This window comes from Streptomyces venezuelae ATCC 10712, from assembly GCF_008639165.1.
Lineage (GTDB): Bacteria > Actinomycetota > Actinomycetes > Streptomycetales > Streptomycetaceae > Streptomyces > Streptomyces venezuelae.
Genome location: NZ_CP029197.1, coordinates 4,220,001 through 4,235,503 on the forward strand (window position 1 = coordinate 4,220,001; position 15,503 = coordinate 4,235,503).

The following is a 15,503-nucleotide window of genomic DNA, read 5'->3' on the forward strand; positions in this document are numbered from 1 at the left end:
GGATGCCTTGGCACCAGGAACCGATGAAGGACGTGGGAGGCCACGATAGTCCCCGGGGAGCCGTCAACCAGGCTTTGATCCGGGGGTTTCCGAATGGGGAAACCCGGCAGTCGTCATGGGCTGTCACCCATGCCTGAACACATAGGGCATGTGGAGGGAACGAGGGGAAGTGAAACATCTCAGTACCCTCAGGAAGAGAAAACAACCGTGATTCCGGGAGTAGTGGCGAGCGAAACCGGATGAGGCCAAACCGTATGCGTGTGATACCCGGCAGGGGTTGCGCATGCGGGGTTGTGGGATCTCTCTTTCACAGTCTGCCGGCTGTGAGACGAGTCAGAAACCGTTGATGTAGGCGAAGGACATGCGAAAGGTCCGGCGTAGAGGGTAAGACCCCCGTAGCTGAAACATTGACGGCTCGTTTGAGAGACACCCAAGTAGCACGGGGCCCGAGAAATCCCGTGTGAATCTGGCGGGACCACCCGCTAAGCCTAAATATTCCCTGGTGACCGATAGCGGATAGTACCGTGAGGGAATGGTGAAAAGTACCGCGGGAGCGGAGTGAAATAGTACCTGAAACCGTGTGCCTACAAGCCGTGGGAGCGTCGCTCATTGGGTTTACCCAATGGGTCGTGACTGCGTGCCTTTTGAAGAATGAGCCTGCGAGTTTGCGGTGCGTTGCGAGGTTAACCCGTGTGGGGAAGCCGTAGCGAAAGCGAGTCCGAATAGGGCGATTCAGTAGCGCGCTCAAGACCCGAAGCGGAGTGATCTAGCCATGGGCAGGTTGAAGCGGAGGTAAGACTTCGTGGAGGACCGAACCCACCAGGGTTGAAAACCTGGGGGATGACCTGTGGTTAGGGGTGAAAGGCCAATCAAACTCCGTGATAGCTGGTTCTCCCCGAAATGCATTTAGGTGCAGCGTCGTGTGTTTCTTGCCGGAGGTAGAGCACTGGATAGGCGATGGGCCCTACCGGGTTACTGACCTTAGCCAAACTCCGAATGCCGGTAAGTGAGAGCACGGCAGTGAGACTGTGGGGGATAAGCTCCATGGTCGAGAGGGAAACAGCCCAGAGCATCGACTAAGGCCCCTAAGCGTACGCTAAGTGGGAAAGGATGTGGAGTCGCAGAGACAACCAGGAGGTTGGCTTAGAAGCAGCCACCCTTGAAAGAGTGCGTAATAGCTCACTGGTCAAGTGATTCCGCGCCGACAATGTAGCGGGGCTCAAGCGTACCGCCGAAGTCGTGTCATTGCAGCAATAGGGCCAACGCCCGCTGTGATGGGTAGGGGAGCGTCGTGTGCCGGGTGAAGCAGCCGCGGAAGCGAGTTGTGGACGGTTCACGAGTGAGAATGCAGGCATGAGTAGCGATACACACGTGAGAAACGTGTGCGCCGATTGACTAAGGGTTCCTGGGTCAAGCTGATCTGCCCAGGGTAAGTCGGGACCTAAGGCGAGGCCGACAGGCGTAGTCGATGGACAACCGGTTGATATTCCGGTACCCGCTTTGAAACGCCCAATATCGAGCCCATTAATGCTAAGGCCGTGAAGCCGTTCCGGACCCTTCGGGGAAAGGAAAGTGGTGGAGCCGCTGACCCAAGGTGGTAGTAGGTAAGCGATGGGGTGACGCAGGAAGGTAGTCCAGCCCGGGCGGTGGTTGTCCCGGGGTAAGGGTGTAGGCCGTGTGATAGGCAAATCCGTCACACATTAAGGCTGAGACCTGATGCCGAGCCGATTGTGGTGAAGTGGATGATCCTATGCTGTCGAGAAAAGCCTCTAGCGAGTTTCATGGCGGCCCGTACCCTAAACCGACTCAGGTGGTCAGGTAGAGAATACCGAGGCGTTCGGGTGAACTATGGTTAAGGAACTCGGCAAAATGCCCCCGTAACTTCGGGAGAAGGGGGGCCACGCCTGGTGATGGAGTTTTCCTCCTGAGCTGGGGGTGGCCGCAGAGACCAGCGAGAAGCGACTGTTTACTAAAAACACAGGTCCGTGCGAAGCCGTAAGGCGATGTATACGGACTGACGCCTGCCCGGTGCTGGAACGTTAAGGGGACCGGTTAGCTCTGTTTCGACAGGGCGAAGCTGAGAACTTAAGCGCCAGTAAACGGCGGTGGTAACTATAACCATCCTAAGGTAGCGAAATTCCTTGTCGGGTAAGTTCCGACCTGCACGAATGGCGTAACGACTTCTCGACTGTCTCAACCATAGGCCCGGTGAAATTGCACTACGAGTAAAGATGCTCGTTTCGCGCAGCAGGACGGAAAGACCCCGGGACCTTTACTACAGTTTGATATTGGTGTTCGGTTCGGCTTGTGTAGGATAGGTGGGAGACTTTGAAGCCGTGACGCCAGTCATGGTGGAGTCGCCGTTGAAATACCACTCTGGTCGTGCTGGATGTCTAACCTCGGTCCGTGATCCGGATCAGGGACAGTGTCTGATGGGTAGTTTAACTGGGGCGGTTGCCTCCCAAAGGGTAACGGAGGCGCCCAAAGGTTCCCTCAGCCTGGTTGGCAATCAGGTGTTGAGTGTAAGTGCACAAGGGAGCTTGACTGTGAGACCGACGGGTCGAGCAGGGACGAAAGTCGGGACTAGTGATCCGGCGGTGGCTTGTGGAAGCGCCGTCGCTCAACGGATAAAAGGTACCCCGGGGATAACAGGCTGATCTTCCCCAAGAGTCCATATCGACGGGATGGTTTGGCACCTCGATGTCGGCTCGTCGCATCCTGGGGCTGGAGTCGGTCCCAAGGGTTGGGCTGTTCGCCCATTAAAGCGGTACGCGAGCTGGGTTTAGAACGTCGTGAGACAGTTCGGTCCCTATCCGCTGTGCGCGTAGGAATATTGAGAAGGGCTGTCCCTAGTACGAGAGGACCGGGACGGACGAACCTCTGGTGTGCCAGTTGTCCTGCCAAGGGCATGGCTGGTTGGCTACGTTCGGGAGGGATAACCGCTGAAAGCATCTAAGCGGGAAGCCTGCTTCGAGATGAGTATTCCCACCTCCTTGAGAGGGTAAGGCTCCCAGTAGACGACTGGGTTGATAGGCCGGATGTGGAAGCCCAGTAATGGGTGGAGCTGACCGGTACTAATAGGCCGAGGGCTTGTCCTCAGTTGCTCGCGTCCACTGTGTTAGTTCTGAAGTAACGAACTCCCTTTTGCTGGTTGAGTTCAACTTCATAGAGTTTCGGTGGTCATAGCGTTAGGGAAACGCCCGGTTACATTCCGAACCCGGAAGCTAAGCCTTTCAGCGCCGATGGTACTGCAGGGGGGACCCTGTGGGAGAGTAGGACGCCGCCGAACAATCATTGTGGGAAAGCCCCGCACCTCATGGTGCGGGGCTTTTCTGCGTTCTGGGGCCGGAACCCTTTCGCGCTCCTTGCGGGTCGGTCAGGCCGGCGTGACGAGTTGGGTGTCGTAGGCCAGGATCACCGCCTGGACGCGGTCGCGGGCGCCCGTCTTCGCCAGGATGCGGCCGACGTGGGTCTTCACCGTCGATTCCGCGAGGTGGAGGCGTTCGGCGATCTCGGTGTTGGTCCAGCCCTGGCCGATGACGGTGAGGATCTCGCGTTCCCGCTCGGTGAGCGTGGCGAGGCGGGGGTCCTCCGGGTCGGGGTCCGCCGTGGGGGACTGCGGGAGGTGGTGGATGTAGGCGTCCAGGAGCCGGCGGGTGAGGCTCGGGGCGACGACCGCGTCGCCGCTCGCGACCGCGCGGATGCCGGCCAGGAGTTCCTCCGGCTGGGCGTCCTTCACCAGGAAGCCGCTGGCGCCGGCGCGCAGGCCGTCGTACGCGTACTCGTCGAGGTCGAAGGTGGTGACGATCAGGACGCGGGTGCGGGCGCCGGTGGTGATGATCCGACGGGTGGCCTCGATGCCGTCGAGGCCGGGCATCCTGATGTCCATCAGGACGACGTCGGGGTGGTGCCGGTCGACCAGCCGGACCGCCTCGGTGCCGTTCGAGGCCTCGCCGACGACGGTCATGTCGTCCTGGCTCTCCAGCAGCATGCGGAAGCCGAAGCGCTGCATCGGCTGGTCGTCGGCGATGAGAACGGTCGTCACGAGGGGGAGCCCTCCCGGGGGAGTCGCAGTCCGACCCGCCAGCCGCCGGTCGGCAGCGGGCCGCTTTCAAGGGTGCCGTCGTAGAGCGCCGCGCGTTCCCGCATGCCCGTGATGCCCTGGCCGGGCGGTGCGGCCGGGGCCTGCACTCCCGTGTTCGTGATCTCCGCCCGTACGTCCTGAGGGGTGTACGTCAGGAGGACCGTCGCCGTCGCTCCCTCGCCCGCGTGCTTGAGGGTGTTCGTCAGGGCTTCCTGGACGACCCGGTAGACCGTCAGCTGGGCGCCCGGCGGGAGGGGTTGGGCCGTGGGGGTGTCGGGGCGGTCGAGGCGTACGGGCAGGCCTGCCTTGCGTACGCCGGTGATCAGGGCGTCGAGGTCGGCCAGGGTGGGCTGCGGGTCGCGGGCCGCCTCCGGCTCGTCCGCGCGCAGGACGCCGAGGAGGCGGCGGAGTTCGGCGAGGGCCTCGCGGCTCGTCGTACCGATGGCGTCGAGGGCCTGGGCGGCGCGCTCCGGGCTCCTGGCGGCCGCGTACCGGCCGCCGTCCGCGAGGCCCGTGATGACCGAGAGGTTGTGGCCGATGATGTCGTGCATCTCGCGGGCGATCCGGGTGCGTTCGGCGGCGGCCGCGAGCCGGATCTCCTGGTCGCGTTCGATCTCCAGGCGGCGGGCCCGGTCGACGAGGGCCGCCGTGTGGTCCCTGCGGGAGCGGACCGCGATGCCGAGGAGGGCGACGAGGGCGTACGACGTCAGGGTCGGCACGACGTGCTGGTCCCAGCTGCCCCGGGGGAAGCGGACGGCGCCGGCGACGAGCGGGGGGAGGAGCAGGCCCAGGGCCCACAGGAGGGCGCGGGGCGGGCGGGTGAGGGCGAGTTGGAAGAGCGGGACGAGCTGGAGGTAGCAGGCCTGGAGGGCGGCGCCCGACGCGGCGCTGACGAGCGCCGCGCAGGCCATCACGGCGAGGACGGCCGTGGGGTGGCGGCGGCGCCCGTACAGCGGCAGGGCGAGGGCCAGGCTGAGGGTGATCACGAGCCAGGGCGGGACGGTCGGGTCGGGGGCGGTGTTCCGCCAGCCGCCGGACGCGTCCACGAGCGCCGCCGCCGTCCAGAAGAGGGTCAGCGTGGTGTCCCACACCCAGGGGCGGCGGACGTCGGCGGCACGCGCGCGTGCGGTCAGCTGCTGGAGGGAGCGGCTGAGGCGCGTCGGTGTGGTCGCCGTCTCCCGTGCCGTCTCCGTGGTCACGTGATCATCTCCTCATACGTCCCGGCGCTTGAGCAACAGCGCGGGCACGGTGAGCGTCGCGGCCGCCCAGAGGACGAGGGCGAGGAGGGCGGCGCCGGGGGAGGCGGCGCCGGGGATCGGGGTCGCGGAGCCGAGGGCGCCGGCGGCCTGGGTGGGGAAGTACCGGACGGCCGTCTCCACGGCCTCGTACGGGAGCATGCCGAGGACCTCGGGCAGGATCATCACGCCGCCGACGAAGGCGCCGATCGCGCCGGGCACCGAGCGCAGTGCGGCGCCGAGGCCGAGGGCGATCAGGCCGAGGAGGGTGATGCCCGCGGCGTTGCCCGCGATCGCGGCGAGGACGCCGTCGTCGGTGAGGGAGGCGGCCTGGTCGGTGTCGGAGAGGAAGACCTGGGCGGCGAGGAAGGTCAGCAGGTCGGTGAGGAAGGAGAGAGCGAGGACGGCGCCGGTGTAGACGGCGGCCTTCGCCCACAGGACGGGGAGGCGGCCGGGGACGGCGGTGAGGGTGGAGCGGATCAGGCCGGTCGCGTACTCGCCGGCGGTGACGAGGATGCCGAGGACGGCGAGGGCGATGGCGCCGAGCTGGGTGCCGTACAGGGTGAGGATGACGGTGTCGACGTCGGAGTCGCCGCCGCCGGAGGTGTAGGTGGCGCCCATGAGGAGGCCGACGCCGAGGACGAGCGCGACGGCGCTGAGGACCGTGGTCCAGGTGGAGCGGACGGTCCACAGCTTGTGCCACTCGGAGCGGAGTACGCGCGCGTGGCTGAGCGCGGGGCCGCCGGTGGGCGTCGGGACGGTGGCCGGGGCGGGGGTCGTCGTGGTCATGCGGGGGCTCCCTGGTATTCGACGGAGTCGTGGGTGAGGGCCATGAACGCCTGCTCCAGGGAGGCGGCCTGGGGGGTCAGTTCGTGGAGGGGGAGGCCGTGGGCGGCGGCCGTGCGGCCGATCTCGGGGGCGTCCGGGCCGGTCACGAGGAGGGTGTCGGGGGCCTCCACGGTGATCCCCGCGCCCGGGAGCAGGTCGCGCAGCCGGTCTGGCTCCGGGGTGACGACCTTCACGGCGGCGCCGCCGGAGGCGCGGACGAGGGCGTCGACGGTGGTGTCGGCGAGCAGCCGGCCCTTGCCGATGACGATCAGGTGGTCGGCGGTGAGGGCCATCTCGCTCATCAGGTGGGAGGAGACCAGGACCGTACGGCCCTCGGCGGCCAGGGACTTGAGGAGGGTGCGGATCCAGAGCACGCCCTCGGGGTCCAGGCCGTTGACCGGCTCGTCGAGGACGACGGTGGCCGGGTCGCCGAGGAGGGCGGCGGCGATGCCGAGGCGCTGGCCCATGCCGAGCGAGAAGCCCTTCACGCGCTTGTCGGCGACCTGGGTGAGGCCGGCGAGGGCGAGGACCCGGTCGACGCGGGAGCGCGGGATGCCGTGGGTGAGGGCGAGGGCCGTGAGGTGGTGGCGGGCCGAGCGGCCGGGGTGGGTGGAGCGGGCTTCGAGGAGGGCGCCGACGCGGGTGAGCGGGGCGGTGTGGCGGGCGTAGGGGCGGCCGTCGACGGTGGCGTGGCCGCGGGTGGGGGCGTCCAGGCCGAGGATCATGCGGAGGGTGGTGGACTTTCCGGCGCCGTTGGGGCCGAGGAAACCGGTGACGGCGCCGGGGTGGACGGTGAAGCTGAGGTCCTGGACGACGGTGGTGTCGCCGTACCGCTTGGTGAGGTTCTCTGCTCGGATCATGTCTCCGACGCTAGGGAGCGGGCGGTGGCGGAACGTCCGACCGTGGTCGGGAGACGGGGCGCCGCCGTCGTACCTGGGTACGACGGCGGCACAAAAGCCCTTGTCAGGGGGGTGTGGTCCACGGAGGATCGGGCGCATGGACTATTCGATTCGAGTCATCCGCGCCGACGAGTGGGAGCAGACCCGCGAGATCCGTCTGGCTGCTCTGCGCGATCCGGTCGCGCACCTCGCGTTCCTCGACACCTACGAGGCGGCGGTGCAGCGCCCAGACTCCTTCTGGCAGGAGCGTGCCGAGGGGGCGTCCGAGAGCGGTGACGGGAACGTGCGGCAGTTCGTCGCCGAGGCCCCGGACGGGAGTTGGGCGGGGACGATCTCGCTGCTCGTGGAGCGGCCTTCGTCGGAGGTGCGGTTCGGGGAGGCGGCGAAGGTCGACCAGACGCACATCGTCGGCGTCTATGTGCGCCCTGAGGCCCGTGGGACGGGTGTGATCGACGCGCTGTTCCGTGCGGGGATCGAGTGGTCCTGGTCGCTGGCGGGGCCGATCGAGCGGGTGCGGCTGTACGTCCACGAGGACAACGCGCGGGCCGCCGCGTTCTACCGCCGGTTCGGCTTCGTGGCGACGGGCGACCGGGTGGCGGTGCCGGGGCACGACACCGCGATGGAGGAGGAGTACGAGGTGCGGCGGCCCGCGTCGGCGTAGCCGCCGGGGGTGGAGTCACGGCGCCGGGCCGGATCCGGGTCGGATCAGGGGCGGATCGGGGACGGTTCGGGGTGTGGGCGCGTCCGGGCGGTGGCCGTGAGTCGGCGGCCCGCGAGGCGGCAGCCGAGGCAGTCGGGGTGGCCGTTGCGGGCGCCGGTGTCGCGGACCCGCCAGTCCCACTGGTCGGCCGGGCGGGGGCCGGAGGGTTTGCCCCAGCCCGTCAGGTGAAGCGTCCAGGTCGTGGCGGCGGCGAGCACGACGAGTGCGGCGCCGAGCCAGAGGGCCCAGGTGCGGTCGAGGCACATCCCGGCTCCGGCGACGGCGGCGCCCAGTGCGGCGAGGGCGGTTCCGGTCCATCCGGCCAGGGTGTGGCCGAGGTCGACGTCGCCGTGGGCACTCATGGATGCTCCTGGAGGGTGTCGGGGCAGGCAGGATGAAGGCATCGGTGAGACGCTTTATCTCACGAGCTAAGTAACTTAGATGCTAAGGAGTCTCTGCGTGGAGGGCAAGAGCCGTCCCCCGGCCACGGTCGGCGAGGCGATCCACCGGATGGACGCGTACGTGGCCCTGGGCTTCATCGGCCAGCAGGAGGTCGCCCAGGCCCTCGGCATCAACGTGACCGACTTGACCTGTCTCGGGCACGTGCTCGGCGCCGGCGAGGACCCGCTCTCGGCCGGAGACCTGGCGGAGCGCGCCAACCTCACCACGGGGGCGGTGACCGGCGTGCTCAACCGTCTGGAGAAGGCCGGCTACGCCCGCCGGGCCCCTGACCCGGCCGACCGGCGGCGGGTGCGCGTGGTCGCGGACCCCGAAGCGGCCGCGCGGGTCGTCGCGCTCTACCAGCCGTTCTACGCCCGCCTCGAGGACGTCTTCGCCCGGTACACACCGGAGGAGACCGCGGTCATCGCCGACTGGTTCACCCACGCCGCCGAGGCCGCCCGGGCCCATCTGCACTCCCTGCGCGGCCGCGCCCTCTGACTCCCGGCCGGGAGCTCTGTCTCCCGGGCGGGCCCGCGAGGGCCTCAGCGGCTGAGGGTGGTCTCCGGCCAGCGACTGCGGGCCTGCTCCGGGGAGCGCATCAGGGCCAGGGTCGGCAGGCCCTGGTCGGATCCGGCGGCGAGGAGCTCCGGGAGCCGGGGAAGCGGCGCGACGGCCGCCACGTCGTCGAGGACGAGCGTCAGTGGTGGGTCGAGCCGACCGTCGGATGACCGTGCGGCCATGCGGCGGCCGTGCTCGACCACGCTTGCGGCGAGCGCCGTCAGGAGCGGCATCGCGCCGGGGCGGGTGCGGGGATCCTCGATCGGTTCCCCCACCACATAGAGGGTGCCCCCTTCGGGCAGGAAAGATGCCAGTGCCAGCGAATCCGTTCGATTCGGGGTGCAGGCCTCCCTGATGTGGACCGAGGACAGCGACGCCAGCGCACGGGCCGTCAGTTCCTGGGCCAGGCGGCGGCTTTCGGGGTGCGCGGTGAGCGCCGACTCGAGAAGTCCCGCGTGACCGGAAGCCGCCTTGGGGTGGCTGCGGAGGATGCGTACGGGTTCGTGGGCGCCGGCTCCCTGGGCCCAGCGGTGGACCTGGCGGAACGGGCGGCCGTCGACGGCGGCCGCGTGCAGCCAGCAGCGCAGGAGCGTTTCCGCGGTGTCCGCCGTCGCCGCGTCCAGACGGGAGTGCGGGCGCACCGGGGCCAGGAGGGCGATCGCCCGTTCCTGCGCCACCGCGGGGTCCTCGCAGCCCTCGGACGGCGACCAGTGGAGTCGCGCCGGGGTGTCGCAGAGGTGGCCTGGGTCGTGGACCAGGACCGGGCCGAGCTTGGCCCGGGCGTCCTTGGTCGCGGACCAGACGGTGGGGTCGGAGGTGACGACCAGGACCGGGCCTTCGGCCTCCCGGACAGCCTGGACGGCGACGGGGCGGCGCGCCTCCGGGGGGCCGTAGAAGGTGCGGGTTCCGGTGGCGGCCGGGGGCGGGGCCACGGCCGGGGCGGGGGTCGGGACGGTGGCCGGCGACGGGGCGAAGGCTGCCGGTGCGGGCGGGAGCGGGGTGGCCGGACCCGGATCAGACGCCTGGAGCAGCTCCGGCTGCGACGGTGCCTGGGGCGGTGCCGGGACCGGTGCCTGGGGCGGTGCCTGAGCCTCGCCGTGGGCCTGGGACGGGCGGCGGGGGGCCGGGGGAGCGGGCTTCCGCAAGAGCTCCCGTTCCGGGTCCTGTAGCGGCTCCCGCACCGGGCCCCGTACCGGCTCCCGTACAGGCTCCCCTACGGGCTCCTCCCCTGCCGGCTCCCGGGGCGCTCGTACGGGAGTCGTCCCGTACGCCCCCGCCTTCCGCCTCGCCCGGACCGCTCGCCAGCGGGCCACCGTGCCCAGGGTGAAGACCGCGAGGACCATCAGGATCATCGCCTCGCCGATCAGCAGGCCCCAGAACAGGCCGTAGCCCGACAGCTCGGCCGGGGGCGTGGCCGGCCAGGCGGCCGGGAGGTCCGTCGGGGCCGTCGCCAGCGAGCGCAGGGCCGAGGGCGTACCGGTGAAGGCGACGCCCCGCGGCCAGGCGCCGTGGGCGAAGAGGCCGGACAGGCCGGTCGCCGTCCAGACCAGGACCGTGAGGCAGAGGAGGAGGGCGAACAGGCTGAGCAGCAGCCCGTCGGAGATCCCGCCCCCACCCTTCCGTGCTGATTCCATCTACGCCACCGTCGACTGCGAAGTGCCGTTCATCTGCTGCTCGATGAGGATGGCCCGCTGCTCCGTCTCCCACTCCAGTTCCGGGTCCGTGACGGATGCCTCCGTCATGGCGCGGTCGGTGTAGACCAGCGGGCGTTCCCGTTCGGTGATGAGGTGCTTGACCACCTGCACGTTGCCGTTGACGTCCCAGACGGCGATGCCGGGGGTGAGGGTCGGGATGATCTCGACCGCCCAGCGGGGCAGGCCGAGGACCCGGCCCGTGTTGCGGGCCTCGTCGGCCTTCTGGGCGTAGATGGTCCGGGTGGAGGCCATCTTGAGGATCGCCGCGGCCTCCTTGGCCGCCGCCCCGTCGACGACGTCGGAGAGGTGGTGGACGACCGCGACGAAGGACAGGCCGAGCCGCCGCCCGAACTTGAGCAGCCGCTGGAACAGCTGCGCCACGAAGGGGCTGTTGATGATGTGCCAGGCCTCCTCGACGAGGAAGATGCGCTTCTTCCGGTCGGGGCGGATCCAGGTGTGCTCCAGCCAGACGCCGACGATCGCCATCAGGATCGGCATGGCGATGGAGTTGCGGTCGATGTGGGAGAGGTCGAAGACGATCAGGGGCGCGTCGAGGTCGATGCCGACGGTCGTCGGGCCGTCGAACATGCCCCGGAGGTCACCGTCGACGAGGCGGTCGAGGACGAGGGCCACGTCCAGGCCCCAGGCCCGTACATCGTCTATGTCGACGTTCATCGCCTCGGCGGATTCCGCCTCCGGGTGGCGGAGCCGCTCCACGATGTCGGTGAGGATCGGCTGGCGGTGGGTGGTGTGCTCGACGACGTACGCGTGGGCGACCTTGAGCGCGAAGCCGGAACGCTCGTCGAGGCCGTGGCCCATCGCCACCTCGATGATCGTACGGAGCAGGGCCAGCTGCCCGGTCGTGGTGATCGAGGGGTCGAGCGGGTTGAGGCGGATCCCGGAGTCGTTGGCGACCATGGGGTCCAGGCGGATGGGAGTTATCCCCAGCTCCTGGGCGATGAGGTTCCACTCGCCGACGCCGTCCTCGCCCTGGGCGTCGAGGACGACGACCTGCCGGTCGCGGAAACGGAGCTGGCGCAGGACGTACGTCTTCTCCAGGGCCGACTTGCCGTTGCCGGACTCGCCGAGGACCAGCCAGTGCGGGGCGGGGAGCTGCTGCCCGTACAGCTGGAAGGGGTCGTAGATGTAGCCCTTGCCGCTGTAGACCTCGCGGCCGATGATCACGCCGGAGTCGCCGAGGCCCGGGGCGGCGGTCGGCAGGTAGACGGCCTGCGCCTGCCCCGTGGAGGTGCGGACGGGCAGCCGGGTCGTCTCCACCTTGCCGAAGACGAAGGAGGTGAAGGCGTCGGTGAGGACGGACAGCGGATCTCGCATGGGTCTGTGCCCCTTCGGCCCTAGCGGCGGATGCCGGTCGCGAACGGCAAGGTGTTCACAAAGGCCCGGTGGTGCTCGCGGTCGCACCACTCCAGCTTCAGATACGACTTGCCGGCCGAGGCCCTGATCGTGCGCTTGTCCCGGGCCAGGGCCTCGGGCGAACGCGACGACACCGTGATGTACCCGACGAGGTTCACTCCTGCCGCGCCACTGGCGAGATCTTCACCCCGCTGGTCGAGCCGGCCGTGGGCGGCGATGTCGCGCGGGTCGACCGTGCGGTTCATCTTGGCGGCGCGGCTCGCGTCGGCCTCGTCGTTGGTCTTCTCGGTGAGCATCCGCTCGATGGCGACCTCGGTGGGCTCCAGATCCATGGTCACGGCGACCGTACGGATCACGTCCGGGGTGTGGACGAGCAGCGGGGCGAGGAAGTTGACGCCGACGGGGGTCATCGGCCACTCCTTCACCCAGGCGGTGGCGTGGCACCAGGGGGCGCGGGTGGAGGACTCGCGGGTCTTCGCCTGGAGGTACGTGGGCTCCATCGCGTCCAGTTCGGCCGGCCAAGCGTTTCGTTTCGTCATGGCCTGGATGTGGTCGATGGGGTGGTCCGGGTCGTACATGGAGTGCACCAGGGAGGCGAGCCGGGACTGGCCGAGCGGCTGGCGGACCCGGATGTCGGCCTCGGCGAGCCGGGCACAGATGTCGGTGAGCTCACGGGCCATGACCACGGCGAGACCGGCGTCCCGGTCGAGCTTGCGGGCGCCGGAGGCGTGCTTGGCGGCGCGGGCCATGGCGTTGGCCTCGGCGGCGAGCTCCCGCGTGTAGTGCATGCAGGCGACCAGATAGGCGCGGTGCTGCTCGCTGGACGTGGACACCATGGACTGGAGCTGCTCGTACGACTCCTGGAGCCACGCGGGCGCGTGGGGGTCGCCGCGCTGGCCGACGTCCTTGGCGTGGGCGTCGGGGTCGGCGGGGAGCGTACGGGCCAGCATCTGGAGGCGGGTGACGAAGCCGTCTCCGTTGGCGACGTGCTTGAGGAGGGTGCCGAAGCGGTCGACCAGGGCCTCCTGGTCCTCGCTGTCGCGCAGGCCGACACCGGGGCCCTCGATCTCGATGGCGGCCGTGACGGTGCGGCGGTCGGCGTGCAGCAGGACGGCGATCTCGTCGGGGCCGAACGGGGCCGCGAGCCAGCCGACGCGGCCGATGCCGGGCGGCGGGCCGACCTCGACCTCACGGCCGTCCAGACGGGTGCCGGCCTCCGCGACAACGGAACGGTAGGCCGTGCCGCGCTTCAGCATCCGCTTGTAGCTGCGGTTGATCTCGAACCACTTGTAGAACGTGCGGTGCTTGTACGGGAGGTACACGGCGGCGATCGCCAGCATGGGCAGGCCGGCGAGGAGCGCGATCCGCAGGGGGAGGAGGGGGACGAGGAGTCCGCTCATCATGCCGAGGAAGGCGCCGACGATGATCAGGGCGATCTCGCCGGTCTCGCGGTTCTTGCCGACGATCGCGTTGGGCCGGGCGCGGCCCACGAGATACGTACGGCGGGGCGCGACCGGCTGGGACTGGGTCGTCAACGCCCTCCACCTCCAGAGTTCTTGCGGTTGCTGTGCGGGGTGCCCGCGGTGGGGCTGCTGCTACGGGGGGCGGGCGGGGGAGTCGCTCCGCCGCCGCCGCTGCCGCGGCTGCTGTGGGCGGCCATGCCGCCGGACATCGGATTGGCGGCACGGGCCGGCTGGGAGGCCTGGCCGCCGCCTCCGCTGTCGGGACGGGAACTGTGGGTCTTGATGCCCTGCGAGACGAGGGAGGCGGGAGAGGAGATGACGGCCGCGGCCGCGTTCTCGCCGGCGCGGTGCAGACGGTTGTTGCGGGACGCGGCGATCTCGTCGCCGAAGCCGGGGACGAAACGGTAGATCATCGCGGAGGCGAAGATCGCGAGCAGGATGATCGCCAGGCCCGACACGACGGCGGAGAAGGAGTCCGGGCCGGTGCCGGAGGACAGGGCGCCGGCGAGACCGAGAACGATCACGATCACCGGCTTGACCAGGATGATCGCGATCATGATGCCGGCCCAGCGGCGGACGTGGCCCCACATGTTCTTGTCGACGAGGCCCGAGTAGACGACGACACCGAGGAGCGCGCCGACGTACAGCAGGACGGCGCGGAGGAACAGCTCCAGATACAGGACGCCCGCGGCGAGGACGGTCACCAGGGACACGATGATCAGCATGATGGGGCCGCCACCGATGCTGTCGCCCTTCTGCAGGGCCTCCTTGAAGCTGCCGAAGAAGATGTCCGTCTGCCGGCCGGTGCCGGAGGCGATGACCTCGGTGACGGCGTCGGTGGCGTTGACGACCGTGTAGAGGATCAGCGGGGTGAAGGCGGAGGCGAGGACCGTCAGCCAGAGGAAACCGATCGCCTCGGAGAGGGCGGTGGTGAGCGGAACACCCCGGATGGCCCGCTTGGCGACGGCCAGCAGCCAGAGGAGGAGGGTGAGGAAGGTGGCGGCGGCGAAGACGATCGCGTACCGGCCGAGGAACTCCAGATTGGTGAAGTCGACGTCGGCGGTCTCCTTCACCGCCTTGGAGAGGTAGTCGACGGTGGCGATGGCGGCGTCGGCGCAGCCGCGGGCGAGGGAGGAGAGGGGGTCGACGGCGGAGGTGGGATCGGTGACGGGCGCGCCACCGCCACCGGTCTGCCCTTGCTCGCAGAGGTCCCGTGCGGGGCCACGAATCAGGCCGCAGTCGCTGTTGCCCGCACTCGGGCTCGGGCTCGGGGTGGGTGTCGGTGCCGCGAAGGCATGTCCGGCGAACAGCACGAGGCCTGTCTGGACCGCGCCCAGCGTGGCGACGATCCTGGTGCCGCGCGAGGGGCGCTTACCGGGCATAGGTGAAGCCTCCGAACTGGCCGACAGCGTCGCGCATCTCCTGTGCGGTGGACGCGCGCTGGTCGCGGGCGACGGGAACAGGACCGTCCTTCTGGGTGAGGGCGGTCACCTTCCAGTCGCCGTCGACCCACTGCAGTTCGTACGAGTTGGTGTACCAGGCCTCGGTCACGGGGTTCTTGGAACCGTCGCCGGCCAGACCGAACAGGGATGTGTACCAGACCGACACCGTCGCCTTGTCGTCGGCGTAGCTCTCCACCTTCGAGCCCACGGGGATGGTGCGGGAGATGAACGTCAGGCCCTGCGGCGCGGAGCCGTCCTCCTGGAGACCGACCCGGCTCAGGAATCCCTTGTCGGTGTACGCCTTGTCGAAGTCGTCCTGATTCGCGGCGGCGACGGCGGGCGCGTAGACCGTCCGGACGATTTCGCTTCGCGTCGCGGCGTTGAACATCTCCGCCGACCCCAGCGCCACCGCGTAATTCGTCGCCGCGCTCTGGGCCCCCTGGTCGTCGTGGGAGTAACCCGTGGGGATTCGGCCGTTCTTGCCGGTGACCGGGCGGACGCCGGTGGCCGCTGTGGGGGCGTTCTGGCCGGGGGTGTCCTTGGCGGGGCCCGCCGCGTCGGCGGGGTCGCCGCCGCCGCGGTTGGCGAAGGCGATGGCCGCGACGAGGAGGACCACCACGCCGACGACCGTGATGAGGGAGCGGGAGCTGCGGACGGGGCGGCGGGCGCCGCCGTAGACGTCGCCGCTGTTGCCCTCGGGCAGGCGGGTCCGGGTCTGGCCCGAGCCGCCCACGCCGCCGAAGCTGTCGTGCTCGTCACCGGGACTCATGCCGGGTACGCCCCCT

General features: G+C 69.2%; 12 protein-coding genes and 2 rRNA genes (1 of these 14 only partly in view). 4 read left to right on the forward strand and 10 right to left on the reverse strand.

Translation table 11 applies throughout. The features are described from left to right. Both DEJ43_RS19385 and rrf read left to right on the forward strand, forming a co-directional pair. Nucleotides 1-3,098, forward strand: a 23S ribosomal RNA gene (locus DEJ43_RS19385); it begins 25 nt to the left of the window's first position. Nucleotides 3,099-3,172: 74 nt separating this feature from the next. After that, a 5S ribosomal RNA gene (rrf, locus tag DEJ43_RS19390) occupies nt 3,173-3,289 on the forward strand. Nucleotides 3,290-3,376: 87 nt separating this feature from the next. On the opposite strand, the gene DEJ43_RS19395 is transcribed toward rrf, so the two are convergent. The 4 genes from DEJ43_RS19395 to DEJ43_RS19410 are packed head-to-tail and all read right to left on the reverse strand — an operon-like array spanning nt 3,377 to nt 7,007. Beyond that, nucleotides 3,377-4,045, reverse strand: a complete 669-nt coding sequence (locus DEJ43_RS19395) for a response regulator (protein ID WP_015035075.1) — start codon at nt 4,043-4,045, stop codon at nt 3,377-3,379. Then, on the reverse strand, nt 4,042-5,283 hold the full coding sequence (locus DEJ43_RS19400) for a sensor histidine kinase (RefSeq protein ID WP_015035076.1): 1,242 nt from the start codon (nt 5,281-5,283) through the stop codon (nt 4,042-4,044). Before DEJ43_RS19400 ends, DEJ43_RS19395 begins: the two co-directional genes overlap by 4 nt. A gap of 12 nt (nt 5,284-5,295) precedes the next feature. Further along, complete coding sequence (locus tag DEJ43_RS19405) at nt 5,296-6,108, reverse strand: ABC transporter permease (protein WP_015035077.1); 813 nt, start codon at nt 6,106-6,108, stop codon at nt 5,296-5,298. Further along, nucleotides 6,105-7,007, reverse strand: a complete 903-nt coding sequence (locus DEJ43_RS19410; protein ID WP_015035078.1) for an ABC transporter ATP-binding protein — start codon at nt 7,005-7,007, stop codon at nt 6,105-6,107. Before DEJ43_RS19410 ends, DEJ43_RS19405 begins: the two co-directional genes overlap by 4 nt. 136 nt (nt 7,008-7,143) lie before the next feature. Here DEJ43_RS19410 and DEJ43_RS19415 point away from each other — a divergent pair, with 136 nt between their 5' ends. Beyond that, nucleotides 7,144-7,707, forward strand: a complete 564-nt coding sequence (locus DEJ43_RS19415; protein ID WP_015035079.1) for a GNAT family N-acetyltransferase — start codon at nt 7,144-7,146, stop codon at nt 7,705-7,707. A 44-nt stretch (nt 7,708-7,751) separates the two neighbouring features. On the opposite strand, the gene DEJ43_RS19420 is transcribed toward DEJ43_RS19415, so the two are convergent. Beyond that, complete coding sequence (locus DEJ43_RS19420) at nt 7,752-8,108, reverse strand: HGxxPAAW family protein (RefSeq protein WP_015035080.1); 357 nt, start codon at nt 8,106-8,108, stop codon at nt 7,752-7,754. A gap of 97 nt (nt 8,109-8,205) precedes the next feature. On the opposite strand from DEJ43_RS19420, the gene DEJ43_RS19425 reads away from it, so the two are divergent. Next, nucleotides 8,206-8,685, forward strand: a complete 480-nt coding sequence (locus tag DEJ43_RS19425) for a MarR family transcriptional regulator (RefSeq protein WP_015035081.1) — start codon at nt 8,206-8,208, stop codon at nt 8,683-8,685. 44 nt (nt 8,686-8,729) lie between these two features. On the opposite strand, the gene DEJ43_RS19430 is transcribed toward DEJ43_RS19425, so the two are convergent. Genes DEJ43_RS19430 through DEJ43_RS19450 form a run of 5 tightly spaced genes read right to left on the reverse strand, consistent with a single transcriptional unit; the run spans nt 8,730 to nt 15,487 of the window. After that, the gene (locus tag DEJ43_RS19430; RefSeq protein WP_015035082.1) at nt 8,730-10,379 is read right to left on the reverse strand and encodes a P-loop NTPase family protein; all 1,650 of its coding nucleotides are present in this window, start codon (nt 10,377-10,379) and stop codon (nt 8,730-8,732) included. Continuing rightward, entirely contained in the window at nt 10,380-11,774 is a 1,395-nt protein-coding gene (locus DEJ43_RS19435) for an ATP-binding protein (RefSeq protein WP_015035083.1), read from the reverse strand. It lies immediately after the preceding gene. Nucleotides 11,775-11,794: 20 nt separating this feature from the next. Then, nucleotides 11,795-13,348, reverse strand: coding sequence for an SCO6880 family protein (locus DEJ43_RS19440; RefSeq protein WP_015035084.1), 1,554 nt, complete (start codon nt 13,346-13,348; stop codon nt 11,795-11,797). Further along, entirely contained in the window at nt 13,345-14,658 is a 1,314-nt protein-coding gene (locus DEJ43_RS19445) for a membrane protein (RefSeq protein WP_015035085.1), read from the reverse strand. The genes DEJ43_RS19440 and DEJ43_RS19445 overlap by 4 nt, the downstream gene beginning before the upstream one ends. After that, nucleotides 14,648-15,487 (reverse strand): DUF8175 domain-containg protein, encoded by an 840-nt coding sequence (locus tag DEJ43_RS19450; protein ID WP_015035086.1) that lies wholly within the window; start codon nt 15,485-15,487, stop codon nt 14,648-14,650. The genes DEJ43_RS19445 and DEJ43_RS19450 overlap by 11 nt, the downstream gene beginning before the upstream one ends. Between the last annotated feature and the right edge of the window lie 16 nt (nt 15,488-15,503).